The organism is Microbispora cellulosiformans (assembly GCF_008728085.1).
Taxonomy (GTDB): Bacteria; Actinomycetota; Actinomycetes; order Streptosporangiales; family Streptosporangiaceae; genus Microbispora; species Microbispora amethystogenes.
Genome location: NZ_VYTZ01000010.1, coordinates 152,432 through 171,527, shown reverse-complemented (window position 1 = coordinate 171,527; position 19,096 = coordinate 152,432). Strand labels below are relative to the sequence as shown.

The window sequence follows — 19,096 nt, the reverse complement described above, 5'->3', positions numbered from 1 at the left end:
GTCGTCTACCGGTGATCCGGGCGGATCACTTGCACTGCTCCAGCATCGCGTCCTTGTCGGCGGAGGTCACCGGGAGGTCGTACTTGAGGGCGACCTGGGCGAACCGCACGGCGTAGGAGCAGCGGATGTCGCGGCGGGGCGGCAGCCAGGTGGCCGGGCCGGAGTCGCCCTTCGAGCCGTTGGTGGAGCCGTCCACGGGCATGAGGTTGAGCGGGTCGTTGGCGATCTGCTTGCGCTTGCTCTCGCTCCACCGCGACGCGCCCATCTGCCAGTCGTACGACAGGGGCATGACGTGGTCGATCTGGACCTTCGAGGCCTCCGACTTGCTCCAGTCGATCTTCTTGCCGGTGTACGGGTCGTACAGCTTCATGGTGACGATGACGCAGTTCGACCCGCCGCGGTACTCGATGTTCTCGCCGTCCCGCTTGAGCATGTCGTTGCGGGTGTCGCAGCCGTTGCGCCCCCAGGGGATGCCGTCCACGTTGTCGGCCCAGGCGTAGCCGAACTTCTCCCGGTCGTAGCCGGTCTTCGCGCCGCGGCCCTTCGTCGCCACCTTGCCGATGAGGTCGCGGGCCTTCGCCCGGTCCTTGTCCGCGGTGAGGGCCATCAGCCCGGGGCCGGTGCCGTCGGGGTTGTCGAGCGGGTTGACGCCACGGTCCTCGCCCGATCCGCCGCTTCCGCCGTTCTGGCCGCCGCCGTTCTGGCCCGCGGGCTCCGCGGCGAGATCGCCTATCCGCCCGCATCCCGTCAGCAACGCCAGCGCCGCCGCGGTAGCGGCGATCAATCGGGTACCTCGCCCGCTCAAAGCTACCCCTAAGTAAAGAAATATCTGGAATATCCCACCTAGGTATAGCAAAGCGTAAAAAGCTGGCAAAGGAGGCGCGCTTGGCGATCTACACGGGCGGCCGGGGCCGTGCGACGGCAGCAGAGGGCCTCATTGGCATTCAGTGCGATCAGGCGGCAGCGTCGGTCAAAGCTGTAGTGACTGGGTGCCCAGGACGATGGCGAGGGCCAGGCGGTCGGCGTCCTCGGTGCCGGGCTCGGCGGTGTAGACGGTGATGCGCAGGTCGTCCAGGGCGACGAACAGCGTGTCGCAGTCGAGGGTGATCGGGCCGGCCGCCGGGTGGTCGACGGTCTTCCGCCGGGACGTGTCGGTCGAGGGCGGCGGGGCCGGGGCGTCCCAGAGTTCGGCGAAGCGCGGGCTGCCGGAGGCCAGGTCGGTGATCAAACGTCGCAGGGTACGGTCGGCGGGGTAGCGCGAGGCCGTCAGGCGCAGGTCGGCCACGAGCCGCGCTTCGTGCACGGCCTGCTCCTGCGGGGTGTGCACCACCCGCGAGGGCAGGCGTGCGACGTTGCGCCAGACGGCGTTGCGTTCCAGGCCGCGCCAGCTGGTCGTCTCGCCCATGAGCGCGTCGTAGGGCTCGTTGGCCAGCACGAGGGTCCAGCTGGCGTCGTACACGACGACCGGGGTGTGCGACAGCCGGTCGAGCAGGCGCTGCACGCTCGGGGCGAGGCGCGACGGCACGATGTCCGGGCCGGGCGCGGCATGCCCGGCCAGCCGGTAGAGCAGGTCGCGTTCGGCGTCGGGCAGGCGCAGCGCTCGGGCCAGCGATTCCACGACCTGCGCCGACGGCGCGGTCGCGCGCCCCTGCTCCAAGCGGGTCAGGTAGTCGGCCGAGATGCCGGCGAGCGCGGCCAGTTCCTCGCGGCGCAACCCGCTGGCCCGCCGCCGGCGGCCCACCCGCACGCCCACGGCCTCGGGCGCCACCCGGTCGCGCCAGCGGCGCACCGTCCGGCCGAACTCCCACGTTTCCACACCTTGCATTCTGCGGGCATCCGCACGGGTTGTCCTGGCCCTGGCAGTCCTACGAAAACCGGACGGCTGCCTACGGCCCGATCGGTCCCGCAGGCTGGCACCATGACCGAACCCGGAACCGTTCTGATCACCGGCCCGACCCGCAACCTGGGCCGTCACGCCGCGCTGGCCATGGCCGGCCGCCCGGAGGGGCGGCGACCTGACCTGCTGCTGATGGGCCGCGCCGGGCGGGACCTGACGGCGGTCGCCGGTGAGGCCCGTGCGCGCGGCGCCAACGTCCGCGAGATCGGCTGCGACCTGTCGCGCCTGGCCGACGTCCGTGCTGCCGCGGCCACCGTGCGGGAGCTGCTCGCCACCGGCGTCGTACGACCGCTGCGCGCGCTGGTCGCCAACGCCGGAACCATGTCGAGCGACACCCGGCGGGCCTCGTCCGACGGCTACGAGCTGACCTTCGCCGTCAACTACCTCGCCCACGCCCAACTCATCGGCGACCTGCTCGGTTCGTTCACCGCGCCGGCGCGGATCGTGCTGCTCGGCTCGAACACCTATCACGCCAACTTCTGGCGCAAGCTGCTCCGCGTGCCCGAGGCCCAGTGGGCCGATCCCGTCGAGCTCGCCCGCCCGGCCACCGGTGAGCGGGCCTCGGGCCTGGCCGCATCCGGTCTCGCCTACTCCAACGCCAAGCTGGCGATCCTGTACTACGCCCATGAGCTGCAGCGTCGCGTCGGCGCCGGGATCAACGTGTCGGTGTTCGAACCGGGCTGGATGCCCGGCACCGCGCTGGGCCGTGGCGCCCCCCAGGCGTTTCAGGCGACGAGCCGCGCCCTGGGCCGGGTACCCGGCGTGTCGAAGCCGCGACGCTCGGGGCCGCTGCTGGCCGCGATAACCCTCGACGACGAGTGGGCGCACCTGCGCGGGGGCGCGTTCGTGGTGAAAACCAAGCTGACCGAGGTACGGCCAGTCGCTCACGATCGCGACCGGGAGCGGCGCCTGTGGGAGGCGACCACAGAGTTGCTGGAACAGGCGGGCGAGATCGTTCAGGGTTGACGAGGCGCGGGCGCGAGTGCGCGAGGAGCACGGGGTTGAGGACCCCAGGAACAGCTGTCACCCATGTCTTGGGACCGGAGTGTCAAGCATCTCCCGGGACACGGGAATGGCCCGCTCTCATGATCGAATGCAAATTTCTCTACGAGATCAAGGCCGGCCCGCTCCCCTGTCGGGGGCGCGGGCCGCTTCCACGTTGCCGAAAGAAGTTCCGTCGCCTGCAGCTCGTCTCTACGTCTCAACGTCTCGCGCGCGCCTGCACGCGTAAGGCCGGGGCCCCGCGCTGAGACGAGACGAGGAGACGACCAGCGAGAAGATCACGCCGAAAGGCCGAAGCATGATCAACCGCTGAGCAAGTCAGCAGGAAAGGGCACCTTTTCGAACCGTTCACTCGACACGAGATCAGGACCCACAGACCCGAAAGACGGCAACCGATCAGAGGGGGAACCATGGGTGACCGAGGTTAGGTCGAGTGAACGCCTCGCGCTCGTCCCGCGGGGTCCGTAGCTCCGGTCAGGGCAACGGGATGGGGCGGCCGGCGTCGGCTGCCTCGGCGAATGCGCGAAGCCGCTCGGGAGCGGGGGAGCGGCGAGCGGAACGACGAAGGGCGCGGCATCGCGCCGCGCCCTTCGGTCAGACCGTTGTGAGGATCAGGCCGGGATCCAGTCCTGCCAGACGATCTTGTTGGCCTCGACCCACTTCCGGGCGGCGTTCTCGGCGCTCATCTTGTTCTCCGCCATGTCGAAGGCGACGGCGTTCTGGTCGTCGTTGGTCCAGACGAAGTTCTTGATCAGCTCGTACGCCTTGCCGCCGCTCTTGGCGAACTTCACGCTGACGATCTTGTCCAGCAGGTACGGCGGGTAGTCGCACTTGACCGTCTTGACGTCGGCGTCGCACCCGATCGCGTACGGCGGAAGGTTGATCTTGACGAGCTTGAGCTGGTTGAACAGCCACTGGGGCTCGTAGAAGTACATGAGCAGCGGGGTCTCGTTCTCGGTGGCCTTGCGGGCCGCCGCGATCAGCGCGTCCTCACTGCCGGAGTAGACCACCTTGTACGGCAGGTGCAGGTTCCTGATCAGCGCCTCGTCGTTGGTCACGAAGGACTTGTCACCGGCCAGGTACTGCCCCAGGTTGCCGCTCTTGTCGGTCTTGAACAGGTCCTTGTACTTGACCAGGTTGTGCCAGTCGGTGATGTCCGGATATTTCTTGACCATCCACTCGGGGACGTACCACCCGATGACGCCCTTGTTGCCGTTCTCCCCCGCGGTGACGGCGACCTTCTTCTGCTCGATGAACTCCTTCTTCAGCTCAGGATGGGCCCAGTTCTCGAGGACCACGTCGACCGTGCCCTTCTCGAAGCCCTTCCAGGAGTCCGCCTCGCCGCTCTCGATCTTCTCCACCTTGTAGCCGAGCTCGTGCTCCAGGAGGTAGTCGACGACCGCCGCGCTGGCCTCATAGCCGATCCAGGGGTTGATCGCCATCCTCACCGTCTTCGAGCCGCCCGCCGCTCCCGCTCCGGCGGCGTCCGAACTCCCACTCGAACTCCCGCCGCTGCAGGCGGTCATGACCAGCGCGAGCGACAGCACGCCGGTAAGGAGACGGATCCTCATATCTGACCTCATCTGATGTCGTACGGGCGGCGACCGCGGGCGGTGGGGCCGCGGCGACACCGGGAGAGTATTCCACAACGGGCCGGACGGTCCGCGATCTCCGCAGATCACGGCCGATGAGGAACGTCCCGCGCCCCGTCCGGACGGGGCGCGGGAGGCGACCCTCGGGTGCTCAGACCGTCAGGTCACTTGGGCATCCAGGCCTGCCACTTGGCCGCGTTGGCCTCGACCCACTTCTTGGCCGCGTCCTCGGCGGACATGCCGTTGTTGGTCATGTCGTCGGCGACCGAGTTCTGGTCGTCGTTCGTCCACTGGAAGTTCTTGACGAGGTCGTACGCCTTGCCGCCGGTGTCGGCGAACTTCTTGCTCACGATCTTGTCGAGGTCGTACGGCGGGTAGTCGCAGGCGACCTTCTTCGGGTCGCTGTCGCAGCCCTCCTCCCAGGCCGGGAGGTTGATCTTGACGAGCTTGACCTGGTTGAACAGCCACTGCGGCTCGTAGAAGTACATGAGCAGGGGCTTCTTCTGGTCGGTCGCCTGCTTGGCGGCCTTGATCAGTGCGGCCTCGCTGCCGGCGTACACGACCTTGTAGTCGAGCTTGAGGTTCTTGACCAGCGCCTCGTCGTTGGTGACGTAGGAGGGGTCGCCGTCGAGAAGCTGGCCCTTGCCGCCCGACTCCGAGGTCTTGAACAGGTCGGCGTACTTGTTCAGGTTCTTGTAGTCGGTGATGTCGGGGTACTTCCGCGCCATCCACTCCGGCACGTACCAGCCGATGACACCCTTGTTGCCGGTGCTGCCCGCCTCGACGGCGACCTTCTTCTCCTCGATGTACTTCTTCTTGAGGTCCTCGTGACCCCAGTTCTCGATGACGACGTCGACGTCACCCGACTCCATGCCCTGCCAGGACGGCTCCTCGGCGAGCGTCACCTTCTCGACCTTGTAGCCGAGCTCGTGCTCCATCAGGTACGCCAGCACGGCGGCGTCGGCCTCGTAACCCACCCAGGGGTTGATGGCGATCTTGACGGTGCCGGCCGCGGACGCGGCCGCCGAGCCCGCCGCGCTCGCACTCGGGGCGGCGTTCGAGTCGTCCTCTACCTTGGCGCCTCCGCAGGCGGTCGCGGCGAGGCCGAGAGCGAGGACCCCTGCGATCAGGCGTAGCTTCTTCATGCGTTCCTCTTCTTGTGGGGAGAGCGGCGCCCATTGGCGCCTTGCGTGATCCGGTCGAGCATCACGCCGAGGAGGACCAGGGCGACGCCGGCGGCGAAGCCTTTGCCGTAGTCCTCCTGCTGGGCGATTCCGGCCACGACGTCGTATCCGAGGGCGCCCGCGCCGACGAGCGCACCGATCACCACCATCGCCAGCGTCATGACGATGCCCTGGTTCGCCGCGAGCAGCAGCGAGTTGCGGGCCATCGGCAGCTGGACCTTCCACAGCACCTGCCGGTCGGTGGAGCCCGCCGACCTGGCCGCCTCGATCACGGTGGCGGGCACCGCCCGCAGGCCGTCCTCGACGAGGCGGGCGACCACCGGCACCGCGTAGATGAGCGAGGCCACGATCGCGGTGAAGCGGCCATTGCTGAAAAGCGCCACGGCCGGCAGCAGGTAGGAGAACGACGGCATCGTCTGCGCGGCGTCGAGGACGGGCCGCAGCACGGCGGCGAACCACCGGGATCGCGCCGCCGCCACGCCGAGCGCGAGCCCCACCGCGATCGTGATCAGCGAGGCGACCAGCACGATCGTCAGCGTCTCCATGCCGTGCTCCCACAGGTGCAGCGCGGCGACGCCCACCAGGCAGGCGGCGGCGACCAGACCGGCCGCGGGACCGCTCACCCGCCAGGCGAACGCCAGCACCGCCGCTGTGACCAGCCACCAGGGAGCGCTGGTCAGCACGTCCTGCAACGGGTTGAGCAGCCCGTACGCCACCGTGTCGTTGAGGAAGCCGGTGAAGACGTACCAGTGCCCCTCGATCCAGTCGACCACGTCGTTGATGGGCCGGACTACCTGCACCTGCCACTGCTCGGGGAACTCCGTCGCGAGCGCCGGGGTCAGGGCGATCCCGGCGGCGGTCAGGACGGCGAACCCGCCCCAGCGGACGGCCCTCGCCCGGCGCCCGCCCTCGCGGCGCCGCGCCGCCGACCTGGTGACCCGGTCGAGCACGATGGCGATCAGCACGATCGCGACGCCGGGCACCAGTGCGGCGCCCACGTTGACCCGCGCGAGCGCCCGGATCAGGTCGACGCCCAGCCCGGGCGCGGCGATCAGCGCGACGAGCGGCACCATCGACAGCGCCGCGGCGATCGTCTGGTTGACGCCCAGCATGATCGTGTTCAGCGCCAGCGGCAGGCGCACCTTCAGCAGCGTCTGCAGTCCGGTCGCGCCGAGCGACTCCGAGGCCTCGACCGTCACTCCGGGCACCCGCTGGACGGCCAGCGCGGTGATCCTGATCGCCGGCGGCATCGCGTAGATCATCGTGGCGATCGTCGCGGACGCCGGGCCGATCAGGAACAGCAGCAGGATCGGCGACAGGTACGAGAAGGTCGGCATGATCTGCATCACGTCGAGCACCGGGGTGACGATCCGGCGGACGCGGGCCGAGCGGCCGGCCCAGATCCCCAGGGGGATGCCGATCAGCAGCGAGAGCGTCACCGCCGACAGCGTCAGCGCGAGCGTGTCGACGCTCGCCTCCCAGAAGCCGAGCACGCCGACGCCGGCGAAGCCGGCCGCCGCGACGAGCGCGATCCGCCACCCGCCGGCCAGCCAGCCGAGACCGGCGGCGAGGCCGATGAGCCCGGGCCAGCCCAGCGCGACCAGCCCGACCTGGACCAGCGTGTAGAGCTCCGCCACACCCAGCCGGATGTAGTTGACGACGTACAGGAAGATCGGGCTGGTGTTGCGGTTGGCGTCCACCCAGTCGCGGGCGTCGTTGAGCCAGTGGAACAGGGCGGCGTCGTCGTCGTGCGGCAGCACGGCCGTGCCGCGGAAGGCCGCGTAGAGCGCCACCACCGCGACCACTCCCGCGGCGGGCACGGCCCATCGCACGAGGCGCCGGGTCCGCGCCGGGCCGGGCACGGGCGGCGCGGAGGGCGACGCCGTCCGCACGGGTGCGCTCACCACTACGCCTCCCCGCTCACGCCCGCGGAGACCGGCGGGACCGGCGGGGCCTCGGTCCTGGGCCGCACCGCGCCGAGGATGTCGACCCGGCTCACCACACCGACCAGTTCGCCGCCGTCGACGACGCGGATCGGCCGGTCCGATCCCATCGCGGCCGGAACCGCGTCGTGGATGACGGTGCCGGCGGGAAGCTCGGGACCGTCGAGCGGCTCGCCCGGCTCCGGGTCCCGGCAGATCCAGCGCAGCGACAGCACCTGGGAGCGGGGGACGTCCCGCACGAAGTCGGCCACGTAGTCGTCCGCGGGCGCCCCCACCAGCTCCTCGGGGGTGCCGACCTGAACGATCGCGCCGGCCCGCATGATCGCGATGCGCTCGCCCAGCTTCAGGGCCTCGGACAGGTCGTGGGTGATGAAGACCATGGTCTTGCCGACCTCGCGGTGCAGCCGGATGACCTCCGCCTGCATGTCGCGCCGGATCAGCGGGTCGAGCGCGCTGAACGGCTCGTCGAACAGCAGCACCTCCGGGTCGACGGCCAGCGCGCGGGCCAGGCCGACCCGCTGCTGCATCCCGCCGGACAGCTGCTCGGGATAGGAGTCCTCGTGGCCCTCCAGCCCGACCAGCGAGAGGATCCGCCCGGCCTTCTCGTGCCGCTCGGCCTTCCCCATGCCCTGGATCTCCAGGCCGTACGCGACGTTGTCCACGACCCTGCGGTGCGGGAGGAGCCCGAAGTGCTGGAAGACCATGCTCACCCGGTGGCGGCGCAGATCCCGCAGTTGCCTGGCCGACATGGCGCACACGTCCTGGCCGTCGATCAGCAGTTCGCCCGCCGTCGGCTCGATCAGCCGGGTGAGGCAGCGCACGAGCGTCGACTTGCCGCTGCCCGACAGGCCCATGACGACGAAGACCTCGCCCGGCCGCACCTGGAAGCTGACGTCCCTGACGGCGGCGGTGCAGCCCGTCTTCGCCCGCAGCTGCGCGGGCTCAAGATCGGCGTCGGGGCTGCCGATGATCCTGCCGGCCTTGGGACCGAAGATCTTCCAGAGCCCGCGAACCTCGATCGCGGCTGTGCCCACTGTGATTTCCCCTCACTTCGCGGTCGCCCGCGAGGCGGCGTGGACGCCCGGAAACGCCACAGCACGGCGCGGAGGCTGCCGCTCGCACGCCGTGGATGAAGAGCGGGGGGCCAACGACTCCTCAGGGCACACGCACAGGCGTTGCGCAACTCGCAACACGGATCCTGTTTGACAACAGGACTGAGGCTAGGCCCCAAACGCCCCACTTATGGGGAAAAACGCCTTCTGCTCGCCATATCGTGACCGTCCGGTGATCTTTACAATCACCGGACGTTCCGGGCGGTGAAGACATGGCAGCGGGCGGTGAAAGCACGACGGCACGGGATGAGGACCCGGCCACGCCGATGAAGGTACGGGGTTGAAAGCGCGGCGGTGCGCCGCGGGTGCGGCCGTCCCGGCGGGACGGCGCACCGACGGCGCACCGGTGGCGCCCCGGCCTCCCGTCAGAGGCCGTACTCCTTGGAGATCCGCTCGTGCCGCTCGGCCTCGATGCCGACCTCGCGTGCGAGGTCGAGCCAGGCCAGCGGGTGGGACCACTGCTCGGTGACGTCGTCCAGGACGGCGTCCAGATCCGCGGGCCGTACGGCGGGCGGGATCGCGATCCAGCCGAACACGCCGGGAAGCTGCTCGCCGCTGGCGGGGTGGGTGACGCGGTAGTTCTCGTCGCTGTAGACCCACATCGGCCAGCCGCGCTCGGCCAGGACCTCGTTGAACTCGGTCCACTCGTCCTCCGACGGCGCGGCGCCGTCGAAGAACCAGCTCGTGTAGCCGCCGGGACGCAGCATCGTCACCCCGGCGAAGGGGATCACGAAGCTCTCCCGCTCCTCCTCGCCCTCCGGGATCGGCTCCAGCGGCCGGGGGTCGATCACGACCACGTCGCCCGCGTTGTACTCCATGCCGCGCGGCTGCGGGATCGCGAGGCGGGCGGTGGCCGGGCCGGTCCGTACGGCGAGGACCTCACGCTGGCTGCCGTCGGGGGCGGGGAGGATCACCCGGACGAGGTGCCACTCCTCCTCGATCGGCCCCTCACCCTGCTCGATCGGCATGCCGAGCCCGGTCGCGGCGGCCCGTACGGTCGCCCAGTCCTCCACGGCGGTGGACATGACGATGACCCGCCAGACGTCCTCCTCCTCGGCCTCGCCCGTCTCCAGCAGCGGCTTGAGGATCTCGGCCGCCTTGCCGTTCTCGCCGAGCTGCTGGACGGCGCCCGACCACAGGCGGCGCGCCTCCAGCCCGCCACCGTTGGCGACCGCCAGCTCCGCCTCGGCCGCCGTCTGCTCCCACCGCTCACGCGCGCGGTGCAGGCGGGCGAGCGCGAGGTGGGAGGCGGTCTCCGGCAGGCGGGCCGCGAGGCTCTCCACCCGCTCGTCCTGACGGGCCTCGATCAGCAGGCCGGTGAGGTAGGCGAGGTCCTCCTCGCCCGCGGCGGCCGGGTCGGCGTCCTCGGCGAGCGCCTTCCAGTAGATGTCGGCGCCCACCCCGGGGTAACCGAGGAACCCGAGGGTGGTGGTGTGCCGGCGGGTGGCCTCCAGGTCGGTGCCCGACAGCGGCCACAACCAGCCCACCCAGCGCTCGGGGTCGGCCGAGCTGCCGTCGGCGGCGTCGAAGTAGGCCACCAGCTCGTCGCGCGGGCCGGGCGCCGGCGCCTCCTTGGCCGCGTCGGCCGCGGCGCGCAGCTCGGCCACCCGGTCCGCCAGGCCCTCGGTCGCGCGGAGGCCGGCGAGGGCCGCCTCCGCCTCGTCCGCGAGCAGGCGGGCCTGCCACAGGCCCTGCCGGGCGACGGCCAGGTGCCCGGCGGTGAGGGCGAGCTCGAAGCGGGCGCGGTGACCGCCCATCGTCTCGAAGTACGTCATCCACTGGCGCAGGATGCGGCCGAGCTGCCAGCTGTTGGCGATCGAGCCGCCGTTCGCGACCAGCATGCGGACGGTGTGCGCCCACTCGACCCACTCGCGCGGGTGGTCCCCCACCACGTCGAGGTCGGGCAGGGCCTCCACGGCCTCCTGCGTGCGGTCGAGCGTGGCCAGCACCAGCGACCGGAGCAGGGCCTCACGGCGGCCCTTCGCGACCGGGTCGTCGGGCTTGAAGCCGGTCGAGGCGTCCAGCGCGGTCAGCGCGTCGCCGGGACGCCCGGCGGCGAGCAGCGCCCGCGCCGAGGCGGCGCCCAGCTCCCAGCTCGCCTCGCGCCCGGCCCCGCGCAGCCGCTCGACGGCCGCCTCCGCGTACGCCACGCCCTCGGCCGCCTGGCCGGCGTCGATGAGCGCCAGGACGTACTGCGTGGCCAGGCCGGAGAAGGCGAGCGAGTCGGGACCCACGCCGTCGAGTGCGGCGCCGAGCGAGCTCAGCCGGGTGGCCGCGTAGCCGGGACCGTCGGTGTTGGCCTGGGTCACAGCCAGGATCTCCACGCCGCCGGAGGCGGCGGGGCACTCGCTGACGTCTCCCCGCTCCGCGAACTCCGCCAGCGCGGCGGCGTCGTCGAGCGCGACGGCGCCCATGGCGCGGTCGCCCACCCGCCCCAGCAGGTGCCAGTAGCGGGCGAAGAGCTCCAGCCACGGCTTCTCAAGGGACTCGGCGTGCTGTGTGATGGCCGGCGCCACGACGTCCAGCTGGGCGAAACGGCCCTCGAGCGCCTGCGCGGGCACGTCGCCCAGCGCCATGGCGAGCCCCGTGTTGCCCGCCTCGTGCAGTTCACGCTGGGTGCCGCCGACCCAGGCCCAGATGTCCACGTCCATGGGCAGCCAGTCTGCCAGGTCGCCGACCATGACCCAAACAGCACGCCGACCCGAACGGCACGCGCCCGTGCTCGGGTTCCCTCTCAGCGGGCGAGGGCCACCTCGGACGCCTGCCCGAGCAGCGCCGTGAGCTCGGCCAGCTCCGCCGGGCCGAGCACGGAGAAGGCACGGGCGAGCAGGTCGTCGGTGAGCTCCTCCGCCCTGGCCCTGCGCTCCACCGCCTCGGGCGAGGGCTGCGGGTACGGCTCGGGCCACGCGAGGAACCTGGCGAAGTCGGACGTGCGGTCGAACGAGACGGGCGCCCCGGCGCCGTCTCCCGCGACGAGCGTGGCCTCCAGCGGGCCGACGCCGCAGCTCACCACGGCCACCGCGTGGAGAGCGCCGCGCAGTTCCCGTACGACGTGGAGCAGGTGGGCCGTCAGGGCCGGCCCGCCGTCCGGGCGGGGCATGGCCCGCCACCCCGCGAACAGCGGCGCGCAGAAGGGGTCGGACCGGTCGGCGACGACGGCGAGCAGCTCCGACAGCCGGTCGGCGTCCCGCAGCCCGGCGAGCCTGCGCCGTCCCCAGTCGTGGCAGGCGGAGGCGTAGAGCGCGGCGGCCTCCTCGGCCGGGATCTTGCGCCCGCCCTCCCACGACTCGCGGACGTGCCCGGGGTGGAAGAAGACGACCGCGGCGACCACGACGTCCGCGTCCACCTCGCCGAGGACCCCGCACCTGCCCCGGAAGTACATCTCACGGCCGCCGAGGCCGTGGCGCTCGCACAGCGCCTTGACCTCCCGGGAGAGCATGAAGCCTCCGCCGAGACTCCCGATCGCCGCCTTCGTCGACACCACCGCGTCACGCGGATCCATCCACCCCTCCTAGGTCCAGATGTGAGACTCAGAGTGAAGGATCAGAACAAGGTTCCGCAAGCGTCCGGGCCGATCAGAGGACGACGGTCAGAGGACGGCGGGCCACTCGCCCGAGGCCACGAGGACGGCGGGACCGGCCAGGTGGCTCGTGTCCTCAGTGAGCGTGACGGTCACCGTGCCGCCGAGCACCCGGACCTCCCAGGTGCCGGTCGTCTCGCCGGCCGCGCGGGCGGCGGCGACGGCCGTCGCGACGGCGCCGGTGCCGCACGAGCGCGTCTCCCCCGACCCCCGCTCGTGCACACGCATCGACACCGTACGGCCGCCCACGGCGTTGAAGATCTCGACGTTGACGCCCTCCGGGTAGACCTCCCGGTCGAACTCGGGCTCCCGGCCGAGGTCGAACCCGGCCACCGGCTCCTCGACCAGGCACGCCAGGTGGGGGTTGCCCATGTTCACGTTGACGCCGCGATATTCGCGCCCGTTCACGACCGTGCGGCTCTCCCCCAGCACCCGCGGCCTGCCCATGTCGATCGAGACGTCGCCCGACACACCGAGTCGTACGCGCTTGACTCCCCCGCGCGTGGCGACGGCGAACTCGCCGGGCGCCGCGAGCCCCGCGTCCACCAGATAGCGGGCGAAGACCCGGAGGCCGTTGCCGCACATCTCGGCGAGGCTGCCGTCGGCGTTGCGGTAGTCCATGAACCACTCGGCCTCGCCGGACTGCTCGGCCGCCTCCGGGCACAGCTTGGCGCGGACGACGCGCAGCACGCCGTCGGCCCCGATGCCCGTGCGCCGGTGACACAGCGCCGCGACCTGCGGGGCGGCCAGGTCGAGCCGGGCGTCCGGGTCCGGCAGGATGACGAAGTCGTTCTCGGTGCCGTGCCCCTTCAGAAACCGCATGGCAGCAGTCTAGGGAGTGCCGGTGATCACGGTGATCGCGCGGTCGGCCAGATCGGGCGCGTCGAACGGCAGCCAGACCACCCGCGGATCGCGGCGGAACCACGACTCCTGCCGCCGGGCGAACCGGCGGGTGGCGCGCACCGTCTCCGCCCGCGCCTGCTCCTCGGTCCACTCCCCGGCGAGGAACCGCAGCACCTGCGCGTAGCCGAGCGCCCGCCCGGCCGTCCTGCCCTCGGCCAGGCCGCGCCCGGCGAGCGCGCGCACCTCGTCCACCAGCCCGGCCTCCCACATGCGGGCGACCCGGAGCTCGATCCGCTCGTCCAGGACCGGCCGCGGCACCTCGACGCCGATCTGCACGCTGTCGTAGACCGCGTCGTACGACGGCATGGTCGCGGAGAACGGCCGCCCGGACAGCTCGATGACCTCCAGCGCGCGGACGATCCTGCGGCCGTTGCTCGGCAGGATGTTCTCGGCGGCCACCGGGTCGAGGCTCTTCAGCCGGTCGTAGAGAGGCGCCGGGCCGGTCTCGGCGAGTTCCTTCTCCAGGCGGTCCCGCGCGTCGGGGTCCGTGCCGGGGAACTCCAGGTCGTCGAGGACGGCCCGCACGTAGAGCCCGGAACCGCCCGCCAGGACGGGCGCCCTGCCGCGTGAGCGCAGGTCCTCGACCAGCGGCCGGGCGAGCCGCTGGTATTCGGCCACGCTGGCCGTCCGGGTCACCGGCCAGATGTCCAGCAGGTGGTGCGGCACCCCACGCCGCTCCTGGAGCGACAGCTTCGCGGTGCCGATGTCCATACCCTCGTAGAGCTGCATGGAGTCGGTGTTGATCACTTCACCGCCCAGGCGGAGCGCGAGCTCGACGGCCAGGTCGGACTTGCCCGCCGCGGTCGCGCCCACGACGGCGATCACAGGTAGCTGCCCCACACCCTCCAGTGTCCCAGGGACGGGGAGGTCACAGGTCCCAGTCGAGGGTGGGCGGCAGATGGCCTTCGAGGGTCAGCAGCCACCGCTTGGACTCGACGCCGTCGCCGCCGCTGAACCCGCCGAGGCCGTTGCTCGCCACCACCCGGTGGCACGGCACGATGATCGGGATCGCGTTGCCGCCCATGATCGAGCCGATGGCCCGGGCCGGGACCCCCGTGCCGCTGCGCGCCGCCAGTTCGCCGTACGTCACCACCTCGCCGTACGGGACGGTGGCGTGCAGGGTGCCGAGGACCTGCCGCTGGAGGGGCGACATGAGCCGCCAGTCGACCGGAGCGCGGAACTCCTTCAGCTCGCCCCGGAAGTACGCGGCCAGCTCCTCGCGGACGGCGGCCGTACGGACCGGGTCGTCGGCGGCGGGCATGCCGAGGCGGGCGGCGATGCGCGCCCTGACCCGGTCGCCGTCGCGGAAGTGCGTGGCGGCGACCCCGTCCGCGGTGACGGCGGCGAGCACGTCGCCCAGCCGGGTCGGGACGGTCGCGAAGGCCACCGTGCTGCTGTCCATATGTCCATTCTGCGGCCCGGCGAGGCCGGTAGGGTGATCGGGTGCTGGTCGCCGCGGCCGTCTGCCCGCATCCTCCGCTGCTCGTCCCGCAGGTCGCCGGGGCCGCCGCGGCCGAGCTCGATCTTTTGCGCGCGGCCTGCGCCGAGGCGGTGCGGTCGCTCGCCGACGCCGGTCCCGGCGTGCTCGTGGTGACCGGCGGCGACGGCTCCCCGGCGTCCTTTCCCGGCGACGCCGCCGGGTCGCTGCGCCCGTGGGGGCCCGACGTCAGGGTCGGCCCGGCGGGCGGGGAGCCGGTGCTGCCGCTGTCGCTCACGATCGGCCGCTGGCTGCTGGAACACTCCGCCGGCGTCCCCGAAGTGCGGTTCCCTCTGCGGTTCGAGGCGGTCGCCGCCGACGCGCCGGCGGCCGGGTGCGCCGCGCTGGGCCGCCGGCTGGCCGGCTCGGCGGATCGGGTGGCGCTGCTGGTCATGGGGGACGGCTCGGCCCGGCGCACGGAGAAGTCGCCCGGCTACGTGCATCCGGACGCCGTGCCGTACGACGACATGATCGCCGCGGCGCTCGCGTCCGGTGACTCCGGCGCGCTCCTGGCGCTGGACCCGGCCCGGGCCGCGGAGTTGCAGGTGGCCGGCCGGGCCGCCTTCCAGGTCCTGGGCGGGGCGGCGGAGGGCGCGCCGCCGCCCGCCGCCGAACTGCTGCGCGACGAGGCGCCGTACGGCGTGGGGTATTTCGTGGCGCGCTGGCTCTGGTGAGCGGTCAGCCGCCCGCCTCGGCGCTCCGCTTCGGCACGGGCACCCGCATCAGATCGCGGGCCGTCACCACCTCGCCCGAGTAGGCCTTGCGCACCTCGTCCACGAACCTGGGCTCGTCGGCCGTCGTGTACCGCTCGGAGAAATGGGTGAGCACCAGGCTCCGCACCCCGCCGGCCGCCGCGATCCGCCCGGCCTGCGCCGCCGTCAGGTGCCCGTACTGCGCGGCCATCGCGCTCTCACCGGACAGGAACGTCGACTCGATCACCAGCAGGTCGACCCCCTCGGCCAGGGCGAACGCGCCGTCGCAGAGGCGGGTGTCCATCACGAAGGCGGCGCTCTGCCCCGGCCGGGGCGCGCTGCAGTCCTCCAGCGTGACCACCGACCCGTCGGGGAGGGTCAGCGAGCCGCGCCGCTGGAGCTCTCCGATCATCGGCCCGCGCACGCCCCGCCGTTCCAGCTCGCCGGGCAGCATGCGGCGCCCGCCGGGCTCGTCCACGCGGTAGCCGTACGACTGGACGGGGTGCGACAGCGGGCGCGCGGTCAGCGTCACCGGCCCCGCCGGCCACCGCGTCAGCTCCCCGGAGACCGGCCGGGGAGTGATCACGTCCGTGTCCGCGAAGGCCGACGCGTTGCGCAGCCTGCGCCAGTACGTCTCGCCGCTCGCGGGATAGGCCGCCCGCACCTCGTGGGTCACCTTGTCTCTGGCGATCCGCTGGACGACGCCCGGGACTCCCAGGCAGTGGTCTCCGTGGAAGTGGGTGACGCAGATCCACGTGACGTCGTGGGCGCTCACCCCGGCGTGCAGCATCTGCCGCTGCGTGCCCTCCCCCGGGTCGAACAGGAACCCCTCGCCGTCCCAGCGCAGCAGACAGCCGTTGTGATTGCGGTGGCGCGTGGGCACGGCGCTGGAGGTGCCGAGGACGACGAGTTCACGTACGGACACACCGCCGATGCTAAGTCCCGCGCTCGGAGTTCGTTCAGGCCGACGTACGAGGATATTTATCGAATTCCGCTGGAAGCGGCATATCTGGAGTTCCCGGAAATCGGGGGAACCGGTGCTGGACTCCGTACGGGGCGGGCAAAATGAGGGTCGAGACCGACACACTGTCACATGGAAGAAAACGACCTTGCCGGAAAACTCCCCCACCCCACGGCATCGGCGCGGCAGTAGCACCGTTCTCGCCCTGACGGGCGCGATCGGTGTGACCGCGATCGCCGGACTCGGCGTCGTCCTGGCCGTCATGCCCGGTCAGGACCTGGCGGCGTCCTCCGCCGCCCACTCACCCACCGCCGGTCCGCGCTTCGGACGAGAAGGGTCCTTCGACGCCGCGGCACCGGGCATCCCCGGCGCCGGGCCATTCTTCTCACAGTCCGGAAATCCACAATCACCCGCGTCTACGGATATTTCGGAAGATGCAACGCTGGAGCGGCCGAAAACGGCTCCGAACATCGCGCCGGAGCTATCCGGCGATTCGGCCGAGGAAGCGGGATACGAGGCGGCCGGAGACGGCACGGCTGAGCGGGAGCGGTCGGCGGCCGAGCGAGGGGCGCTGCCTCCGGGTCACGAGACCGGCGGGCCGGGGTCTCCCGGGCGTGCTGTCCGGGCGACCGGCCCCTCCCGCCCGCCTGCGTGGTCCGCACGTCTCGCCGGGAACAGCGCCACCGGCTCGGCGAGCCGTTCCGGGACGAGGGACACCGACCGGCGGCGATCCGCGCGCACCGCTTCCCCCGAAGGCGCCGAGCCGGTCACGCGCAAGCCGGACAGTCAGGGCTCCACCGGCCGGGACAGCGCCGCACGAGGGTTTGGCACTCGTGGATCTGGCGCTCGTGGGTCTGGCGCGGGCGACGCCGTGCCTCGGAACCCAGCGACCGGAGCCACCCCTGCCGGGAGCGCACCGACCGGGAACACGGCGGCCCCTGGCACGGCGGACGGGAACGCGGCTGGCCAGGACGCGGGCTCGGGGACCTCGGCCGCGTCCCGCGCCGAGGCGGCCGGTGTGGCGGGCAGCCGGATGCAGGATGCCTGCCTGCGGTTCCACGATCTGCGCCGCGCCTACTGCTATCAGGTCCTGCGCCGCTTTTCTCAGTAACCCGCGTGCGGCCCGCGCCCGCGCGGGCCGTCCTCGCGGATCAGAACCGCGCGTCTGATCAGACACGGTCCTGATCAAGTGCGCTGTTCTGATCAGGTGCGGTTCAGACGGCCGAGCAGGCGGACGGCTGCGCGGGCAGCGGAGCCGGGCGGCCGACGGTGGGCATGCCCAGGCTGACCGCGGCGTCCTGTCGCGGAGCCGCCTGCCGGGCCTCCCAGGCGTCGCCGGCGCGGGTCCGCCGTACGGACAGCACCTTGTCGGCCACCAGGTGGTGCGGCGCGGCGTAGGTGACCTCGACGGTGACCATGTCGCCGGGCCGGGCCGCGGCGGCGGCATCGGTGGCCGCGAGGTGGACGAGGCGGTTGTCGGCGGCGCGGCCGGACAGGCGGTGCGTGGCGTCGTCCTTGCGTCCCTCCCCCTCGGCGACCAGCACCTCGAGGGTCCGCCCGACCTGCGTCCTGTTCTCCGCCCAGGAGATCTCCTCCTGGAGCGCCACCAGGCGTTCGTACCTCTCCTGCACGACGGCCTTGGGCACCTGGTCCTCCATCGTCGCGGCAGGAGTGCCGGGGCGGATGGAGTACTGGAACGTGAACGCGTTGGCGAAGCGCGACTGCCGTACGACGTCGAGGGTCTGCTGGAAGTCCTCCTCGGTCTCGCCGGGGAAGCCCACGATGATGTCGGTCGAGATCGCGGCGTCCGGCATCGCGGCGCGCACCCGCTCGATGATCCCGAGGTAGCGCTCGGACCGGTATGACCGGCGCATGGCCTTGAGGACCCGGTCGGAGCCGGACTGCAGCGGCATGTGCAGCTGGTGCATCACGTTCGGCGTCTCGGCCATCGCGGCGATCACGTCGTCGGTGAAGGCGGCGGGGTGGGGCGAGGTGAAGCGGACCCGCTCCAGGCCCTCGACGTCGCCGCAGGCCCGCAGCAGCTTGCCGAACGCCAGCCGGTCGCCGAACTCCACGCCGTAGGTGTTAACGTTCTGCCCCAGCAGGGTGATCTCCAGGACGCCCTGGTCGACGAGGGTCCGCACCTCGTTCAGGACGTCGCCGGGGCGGCGGTCCTTCTCCTTGCCGCGCAACGACGGCACGATGCAGAACGTGCAGGTGTTGTTGCACCCGACCGAGATCGCCACCCAGGCCGCGTACGCCGACTCACGGCGGCTCGGCAGCGTGGAGGGGAACGTCTCCAGCGACTCTTTGATCTCGACCTGGGCCTCTTCGGCGATCCGGGCGCGCTCCAGCAGCACCGGCAGCGAGCCGATGTTGTGGGTGCCGAAGACGACGTCCACCCAGGGGGCGCGGCGGACGATCTCGCCCTGGTCCTTCTGCGCCAGGCATCCGCCGACCGCGATCTGCATGCCCTCGCGGGCCATCTTGATCGGCCGTAGGTGCCCCAGGTTGCCGTAGAGCCGGTTGTCGGCGTTCTCGCGTACGGCGCAGGTGTTGAACACCACGACGTCCGGCGTCTGCCCCTCGGCGGCCCGGACGTATCCGGCGTCCTCCAGCAGCCCGGAGAGCCGCTCGGAGTCGTGCACGTTCATCTGGCAGCCGTAGGTCCGCACCTCGTAGGTCCGGGTCGCGCCCTCGGCGTCCTGTGTGGTCACAGTCTGTGTGGTCCCAGTCATCGCACTACAAGGGTA

Annotated in this window: 15 protein-coding genes; 2 read left to right on the top strand and 13 right to left on the bottom strand. The window is 71.7% G+C overall.

All coding sequences use genetic code 11. The features are described 5' to 3' along the window. Nucleotides 1-25 precede the first annotated feature (25 nt). On the bottom strand, nt 26-784 hold the full coding sequence (locus F5972_RS26565) for an HNH endonuclease family protein (RefSeq protein ID WP_225311889.1): 759 nt from the start codon (nt 782-784) through the stop codon (nt 26-28). Between the two features lie 186 nt (nt 785-970). Next, nucleotides 971-1,816, bottom strand: a complete 846-nt coding sequence (locus F5972_RS26560; RefSeq protein ID WP_150937014.1) for a helix-turn-helix transcriptional regulator — start codon at nt 1,814-1,816, stop codon at nt 971-973. Nucleotides 1,817-1,918: 102 nt separating this feature from the next. On the opposite strand from F5972_RS26560, the gene F5972_RS26555 reads away from it, so the two are divergent. Then, nucleotides 1,919-2,863 (top strand): SDR family NAD(P)-dependent oxidoreductase, encoded by a 945-nt coding sequence (locus F5972_RS26555; RefSeq protein WP_150937012.1) that lies wholly within the window; start codon nt 1,919-1,921, stop codon nt 2,861-2,863. A 647-nt stretch (nt 2,864-3,510) separates the two neighbouring features. Here the strand turns inward: F5972_RS26555 and F5972_RS26550 are convergent. The 9 genes from F5972_RS26550 to F5972_RS26510 all read right to left on the bottom strand — a co-directional run bounded on the left by F5972_RS26550 (nt 3,511) and on the right by F5972_RS26510 (nt 14,615). Then, a complete protein-coding gene (locus F5972_RS26550; RefSeq protein ID WP_225311887.1) occupies nt 3,511-4,470 on the bottom strand; it encodes an ABC transporter substrate-binding protein in 960 nt (319 codons plus the stop codon). A gap of 185 nt (nt 4,471-4,655) precedes the next feature. Then, nucleotides 4,656-5,636: an ABC transporter substrate-binding protein gene (locus F5972_RS26545; protein WP_150937008.1), complete on the bottom strand. Its 981-nt coding sequence runs from the start codon at nt 5,634-5,636 to the stop codon at nt 4,656-4,658. Beyond that, complete coding sequence (locus tag F5972_RS26540; RefSeq protein ID WP_150937007.1) at nt 5,633-7,579, bottom strand: ABC transporter permease; 1,947 nt, start codon at nt 7,577-7,579, stop codon at nt 5,633-5,635. Before F5972_RS26540 ends, F5972_RS26545 begins: the two co-directional genes overlap by 4 nt. Nucleotides 7,580-7,581: 2 nt before the next feature. Continuing rightward, a complete protein-coding gene (locus F5972_RS26535; RefSeq protein ID WP_225311885.1) occupies nt 7,582-8,652 on the bottom strand; it encodes a quaternary amine ABC transporter ATP-binding protein in 1,071 nt (356 codons plus the stop codon). 443 nt (nt 8,653-9,095) lie between these two features. After that, nucleotides 9,096-11,411, bottom strand: a complete 2,316-nt coding sequence (locus F5972_RS26530; protein ID WP_225311883.1) for a tetratricopeptide repeat protein — start codon at nt 11,409-11,411, stop codon at nt 9,096-9,098. Between the two features lie 53 nt (nt 11,412-11,464). Continuing rightward, the gene (locus tag F5972_RS26525) at nt 11,465-12,232 is read right to left on the bottom strand and encodes an SCO6745 family protein (RefSeq protein ID WP_150937003.1); all 768 of its coding nucleotides are present in this window, start codon (nt 12,230-12,232) and stop codon (nt 11,465-11,467) included. Between the two features lie 87 nt (nt 12,233-12,319). Further along, nucleotides 12,320-13,132 (bottom strand): diaminopimelate epimerase, encoded by an 813-nt coding sequence (gene dapF, locus F5972_RS26520; RefSeq protein ID WP_150936990.1) that lies wholly within the window; start codon nt 13,130-13,132, stop codon nt 12,320-12,322. Between the two features lie 9 nt (nt 13,133-13,141). Beyond that, nucleotides 13,142-14,053: a tRNA (adenosine(37)-N6)-dimethylallyltransferase MiaA gene (gene miaA, locus F5972_RS26515; protein ID WP_150936988.1), complete on the bottom strand. Its 912-nt coding sequence runs from the start codon at nt 14,051-14,053 to the stop codon at nt 13,142-13,144. Between the two features lie 28 nt (nt 14,054-14,081). Further along, nucleotides 14,082-14,615, bottom strand: coding sequence for a methylated-DNA--[protein]-cysteine S-methyltransferase (locus F5972_RS26510; RefSeq protein WP_150936986.1), 534 nt, complete (start codon nt 14,613-14,615; stop codon nt 14,082-14,084). A 41-nt stretch (nt 14,616-14,656) separates the two neighbouring features. Here F5972_RS26510 and F5972_RS26505 point away from each other — a divergent pair, with 41 nt between their 5' ends. Next, entirely contained in the window at nt 14,657-15,364 is a 708-nt protein-coding gene (locus F5972_RS26505) for a class III extradiol dioxygenase subunit B-like domain-containing protein (protein ID WP_150936984.1), read from the top strand. Between the two features lie 4 nt (nt 15,365-15,368). On the opposite strand, the gene F5972_RS26500 is transcribed toward F5972_RS26505, so the two are convergent. Together F5972_RS26500 and miaB are read right to left on the bottom strand one after the other, a co-directional pair. Then, complete coding sequence (locus F5972_RS26500) at nt 15,369-16,307, bottom strand: ribonuclease Z (protein ID WP_150936982.1); 939 nt, start codon at nt 16,305-16,307, stop codon at nt 15,369-15,371. 1,250 nt (nt 16,308-17,557) lie between these two features. Continuing rightward, nucleotides 17,558-19,081, bottom strand: a complete 1,524-nt coding sequence (gene miaB / locus F5972_RS26495; protein ID WP_150936980.1) for a tRNA (N6-isopentenyl adenosine(37)-C2)-methylthiotransferase MiaB — start codon at nt 19,079-19,081, stop codon at nt 17,558-17,560. Nucleotides 19,082-19,096 lie beyond the last annotated feature (15 nt).

Bases quoted from the DNA above. Each gene is read 5' to 3' on its own strand.
- F5972_RS26545 (WP_150937008.1), bottom strand. From the start codon at position 5,636: ATGAAGAAGCTACGCCTGATCGCAGGGGTCCTCGCTCTCGGCCTCGCC.
- F5972_RS26530 (WP_225311883.1), bottom strand. From the start codon at position 11,411: ATGGTCGGCGACCTGGCAGACTGGCTGCCCATGGACGTGGACATCTGG.
- F5972_RS26550 (WP_225311887.1), bottom strand. From the start codon at position 4,470: ATGAGGATCCGTCTCCTTACCGGCGTGCTGTCGCTCGCGCTGGTCATG.
- F5972_RS26510 (WP_150936986.1), bottom strand. From the start codon at position 14,615: ATGGACAGCAGCACGGTGGCCTTCGCGACCGTCCCGACCCGGCTGGGC.
- miaB (WP_150936980.1), bottom strand. From the start codon at position 19,081: ATGACTGGGACCACACAGACTGTGACCACACAGGACGCCGAGGGCGCG.
- dapF (WP_150936990.1), bottom strand. From the start codon at position 13,132: ATGCGGTTTCTGAAGGGGCACGGCACCGAGAACGACTTCGTCATCCTG.
- F5972_RS26525 (WP_150937003.1), bottom strand. From the start codon at position 12,232: ATGGATCCGCGTGACGCGGTGGTGTCGACGAAGGCGGCGATCGGGAGT.
- F5972_RS26555 (WP_150937012.1), top strand. From the start codon at position 1,919: ATGACCGAACCCGGAACCGTTCTGATCACCGGCCCGACCCGCAACCTG.